The 4,871-nt window shown below is 41.7% G+C and carries 5 protein-coding genes; 3 read left to right on the top strand and 2 right to left on the bottom strand.

Annotated elements, in window-relative coordinates; translation table 11 throughout:
• Positions 1–703 (bottom strand): class I SAM-dependent methyltransferase (locus F6J94_RS30320; protein ID WP_293047093.1); only part of this gene is annotated, 703 nt, incomplete at its 3' end.
• 428 nt (positions 704–1,131) lie between these two features.
• On the opposite strand from F6J94_RS30320, the gene egtD reads away from it, so the two are divergent.
• Positions 1,132–2,163, top strand: coding sequence for an L-histidine N(alpha)-methyltransferase (gene egtD, locus F6J94_RS30315; RefSeq protein ID WP_293047091.1), 1,032 nt, complete (start codon positions 1,132–1,134; stop codon positions 2,161–2,163).
• A gap of 98 nt (positions 2,164–2,261) precedes the next feature.
• Here egtD and F6J94_RS30310 read toward each other — a convergent pair whose 3' ends face one another.
• Positions 2,262–2,384 carry a hypothetical protein gene (locus F6J94_RS30310; RefSeq protein ID WP_293047089.1) on the bottom strand — a complete coding sequence of 41 codons (123 nt, stop codon included), beginning with the start codon at positions 2,382–2,384 and terminating at the stop codon, positions 2,262–2,264.
• 35 nt (positions 2,385–2,419) lie between these two features.
• On the opposite strand from F6J94_RS30310, the gene ovoA reads away from it, so the two are divergent.
• Positions 2,420–3,772 (top strand): 5-histidylcysteine sulfoxide synthase, encoded by a 1,353-nt coding sequence (gene ovoA / locus F6J94_RS30305; protein WP_293047087.1) that lies wholly within the window; start codon positions 2,420–2,422, stop codon positions 3,770–3,772.
• Positions 3,769–3,990, top strand: coding sequence for a hypothetical protein (locus F6J94_RS30300; RefSeq protein WP_293047084.1), 222 nt, complete (start codon positions 3,769–3,771; stop codon positions 3,988–3,990). Before ovoA ends, F6J94_RS30300 begins: the two co-directional genes overlap by 4 nt.
• The last annotated feature ends 881 nt before the right edge of the window (positions 3,991–4,871 follow it).

The raw sequence follows: 4,871 nt of genomic DNA, 5'->3' as shown, positions 1-4,871 counted from the left end.
CACTGAGTTTATTTTGTTTTTTTTTTTTTTTTTTCCAGGAGGAAGCCGGATTAGAAGTTAGGGCGGGTGGGGTACTTGGAGTTCGGCCTTTGCTTTTTCGTTTATTTAGTAACTTTTTTTTGGGGTTTATTCCTACAAGAATCATCCCTCGTTCCCTAAGAAGTTGATAACTTTTGCGAATTGACGGTTCAATTTCTGAAAAATAGTACAGAGAATTAATGAATAAGATAATGTCAAAATTTTGGGTAGCTTCAAATGTCTCGAACCCAACTGGATAAATAGTGAAACTAAATTTTGATGATTGTTCGTCACTAACTTCACGACACCATTCTTTGAGTTTCAGGCATTCTTTTTTATTGGGATCGACACCAACAAAATGAATAGTTTTGTTTAGAGAAAGAAGCTTATTCAAAAAAGGCTTCTCAAAAATTCCGATCCCACAACCGATGCTAAGGATAGTGTAATGCTCTTGTGAAGACATCTTATCGTCTATAGCCTGAAGTGTCGCGTCAAGCATCATCTCTGTTTCCTTATTCCGACTACGATAGGTAATTTGCCCTTCCCTATATTCTTGGTCGTTGAGTTTGACTATCTGTAGTCTTGGATCTGAGAATAAGTATGCGATCGCAGATTTCTGCAGGCTCTCCAGGGTACCTACTGAATCAGAAAACCCATCGGTAAAACTATCATTTGTTAATGTCATCTATTTTTATTTTTCGTGATTAATCTATCTAATTTTAAGTGCATCAAGACAAGGCTCCCCCATCCTCCGGTTATGTCTTACGGGGGTTTCACCCACTCGCGCTTTGCATCAAGACGCCGTTTTTCATGTGTCAGACAACTCAACTTATAAAAATTAGTGATGAATTCATCATCTCATATTTGGTGCTTAAGTTAACTTTGTTGAAAAGTATCATACTATGAATTATTTGTCAAAATAATTTAGATTAATTTTAGATTGGTTTGCCCTGCCCTCAGAATCGACAAAGTATAGCTCCCTGGGTTCGCTGTCCAAAGTCAGAGCTATTCAAAACTGGGAAAAATTATGGTACTCTTAACCGGTGCTAATTAGACCATGTCTTAATTAGTATAAATGTACTGTTTTTGGAAAACAAAATTTAAAAGAGTATTATGTCAACAACTTTTAAAGAGACCACAGAGAATTTGAGATTCAGTGAGGATCGCCTAGGAATTAACTATCTCGGGAGTGCCAACCTGCCTACTGCAACAGATGATGGCAAAGATATCATTCGAGGATTAACCCAAAGGCCGAAATCTTTGCCACCTCGTTACTTTTACGATGAAAAAGGCTCCCAATTGTTTGAGCAAATCTGCGAGTTACCGGAATATTATCCCACCCGCACAGAGGCAGAAATTTTACAACAGTATGCTGTAGAGGTTGCTCAATTGACGGGAGCTTGCGAATTGGTGGAGCTGGGTAGTGGCAGCTCTACCAAAACTCGCTTGTTGTTGGATGCCTATGAAAGTCAGGGATATCCCTTGCGCTATGTTCCTATTGATGTCAGTGGGGAGATTCTTGAAGAGAGTGCCAAGCAGCTATTGCTGGATTATCCCAAGTTAAAGGTTCAGGGTCAGGTGGGAACTTATGAACACGCCCTGAGCCAATTAACTCCAACACCATTACCTAGACGGATGGTTTTATTTTTGGGTAGTAGCTTGGGAAATTTTGCTCCTGAACAGTGCGATCGCTTTTTTGATAAAATGACAACTTTACTAGCACCAGGAGATTACTTTTTGCTGGGCATTGACTTACAAAAACCCAAGGAGATTCTGGAAGCTGCCTATAATGATAGTCAGGGGGTGACTGCGGCATTTAACCTGAATATGCTAGCACATCTGAACTGGCGTTTCCAAGGAAATTTTGACCTCGATCGCTTTACCCATCAGGCGATTTATAATCAATCGGAAAGTCAGATTGAGATGTATTTACATTGCCAGCAGACCCATGTTGTGCGCTTAGCCAGCCTAGATTTAACGGTTGATTTCCAAGCAGGAGAAAGCATCCTTACAGAAATTTCTCGCAAATTCAATTTGGAACAGATGCAGCACTATCTTAAAGGTCGGGGACTAAACACAGTTCAGGCTTGGACTGATACCAAGCAATGGTTTGGTTTACTCCTGTGTCAGATACAGACTGTGTAATAGACGTGTAAGCATTTAGCTATCAGCTTAAGCGCTACGCGCACGCTACGCGAACAGCTTAAGCGCTACGCGCACGCTACGCGAACAGCTATCAGTTATCAGCCTTTAGCTGACCACTGACCGCTGACCGCTGACCACTGACTGCTGACCGCTGACCGCTGACTACTGACCGCTGACCACTGACCACTGACCACTGACCGCTGACCGCTGAATATAGACACCCCTAAGTTTAAGAATAATATTTGGCACTCAAACCATGGATACTCTCGAATCTACTCAATTCCCTCGCCTTGACAGCTGCAGTCGCGAAACCATTATCAATTACTTTAAGAATTCATGGGAACTCGAAGATGTTCTGATGAAAAGTCTGGTTGGTGAAGAAACATTCTATATGAGTCCCGACCCCTTAAGAAACCGTCTGATTTTCTATTTGGGTCACTCGGCTGTTTTCTACATCAATAAATTCCTTGGGGTTGGGTTATTGGATAAACCCATTAATCCTAACTATGAAATCCTGTTTGAGATTGGTGTAGACCCGGAAACTCCTGAAGAACTCGATCAAGCAACCAAAAATATCCACTGGCCGAAAGTGGAAGAGGTTTGGCGCTATCGAGATAAAGTGTATGGGGTGGTTATAGAAACTATCGAAAAGACTCCTCTGAATCTGCCAATTCATCAAAATCATCCTCTTTGGGCGCTGATGATGGGAATTGAACACAGTCGCACGCACTTTGAAACCTCTTCGATGCTGATCCGACAACTGCCTGTAGAGCGGCTTGAACGTCCTGAGAGCTGGAATTATGCTGTTTCTAATGACAAGGTTTCCAAGAATGAAATGCTCCAAGTTTCTGGAGGTTCGGTAGAACTTGGTAAACCAGAAGATTATCCTACCTATGGCTGGGATAGTGAATATGGCAATCGTTCGGTGGAGGTTAAACCGTTTTTAGCCAGTGAGTATCTGATTACCAACGGAGAATTTCTGGAGTTTGTGAATGATAATGGCTACGATAATCCAGATTACTGGGATAAAGAATCCTGGACGTGGAAGACAATCTATAATATCAAGCACCCTAAATTCTGGATACCTACTAATAGTGGCTACAAGTATCGAGCCATGTTTGACGAGATTGACCTTCCTCTCGATTGGCCGGTTGAAGTGAATCACCATGAAGCCATGGCTTACTGTCGTTGGAAGGGGCAAGGGATTCGTTTGATGAGTGAAGCGGAGTGGAATCTTGCCACTGCTGGCAGGGATAAAAGTAACACAAATTTCCAGCAAGACCCCTTTGCGATACAGGATTACAATCTAAATCTCAAGTTTGGCTCACCTAGCCCAGTGGGTATGTTAGAAACTGCTAGAAGTCCTGCTGGACTCTATGACTTGCGGGGGAATGTATGGGAGTGGCTCAGTGATGACTTCAAGCCGCTACCAGGATTCAAGCCCCATCGGCTCTATGAAGATTATTCTGCTCCCTTCTTTGATACCCAACATAACATGATGCTTGGTGGTGCTTGGGTGACTACTGGAACAGAGGCATCTACATTCTATCGTAACTGGTTCCGTCCCTACTTCTACCAACATGCTGGGTTTAGAATTGCGGCTTCTTGACATCCTCCCTCGGTAAATCGCCAAATATCAAAAAAATAGGACTTTTTGGTGATAAAACCGCTATTTTTGCCATTTTCTGGAATTACCCAAGCCAAAACCCCGTGTTTTTAAACCGGGTCAGAAGTTACCGCAAAAATAACGCACCGTCAGTAAAGCGTGATCAACTTGATGGTATACCTGATTTTCCGGCGTTGCTGAACCCAAAAATGGTATACTAAAAATAAAACCATGGAATGCCCTAGATGTCATAGCAATAAAACTCATAAATATGGTCATCAAAGAGGAAAACAAAGATATAAATGCAACGAATGTGGACGACAATTTATAGAGGTTAAAACTGAGCGTGGTTACGATGAAAAAACTAAATTGCTATGCTTAAAAATGTATCTAAATGGCATGGGCTTTAGAGCCATAGAAAGAGTGACTGGTGTTCACCATACCACCATAATAGGTTGGGTAAAAAAAATTAGTTTACGCTTAAAAGATGTATGTTTCACGCTCATAAATCCCTGAAATTACTGAAATAGATGTGCTACAAACCTTTGTTAAAAAAAAACAAGGTTTGGGTGTGAGACGAAACCTTAGAGAGTGGTTTGAAGTTACCGTAAGAATAAAGAAGCCTTATTCCATGAGTTTTATCCCTTTTACCCATAGCCTTTCGCCTATAAAGGCTTCTTTATTCTAAGGTTTCATCTCCGGCCTTATTTCAGATAACTTCAAACTATTACCCATAACCTGTCTCTATAAAGGCCGGAGCTGAATCCTTGAGAAGGGTAGCCTTACTAAACAAGACTTAACCCTTTTACTCACAGCCGACCAACTATAAAGGCTACCCTTCTCTACGGAAACTTCTAGCCACTCTCTTACGGTAACTTCAAAGGACCGCAGCTAACAAGCGCTATCCCGGAATTTTAAACTTTATAGTTGGTGACCGGAGTTCGGAAACTTTTAAAAAGCTTTGGAAGAGCGTAAAGCGATGCAGCGCGGTCTTGGGGGTTTCCCCCGGAGACAAAACCTTAGATAGTGGAGCCTTTATAGTTAGCAGGTTATGCAGAAAAGGGTTAAATATTTTTTAATAAGGCTCCACTATCTTACGGTA

This window comes from Moorena sp. SIO1F2, assembly GCF_010672755.1.
Lineage (GTDB): Bacteria > Cyanobacteriota > Cyanobacteriia > Cyanobacteriales > Coleofasciculaceae > Moorena.
The sequence above is the reverse complement of the archived record's forward strand: the minus strand, read 5'-3'. Positions and strand labels throughout refer to the sequence as shown.

Coding starts and splice junctions, on each gene's coding strand:
- egtD (WP_293047091.1), top strand. CDS start 1,132: ATGTCAACAACTTTTAAAGAGACCACAGAGAATTTGAGATTCAGTGAG.
- ovoA (WP_293047087.1), top strand. CDS start 2,420: ATGGATACTCTCGAATCTACTCAATTCCCTCGCCTTGACAGCTGCAGT.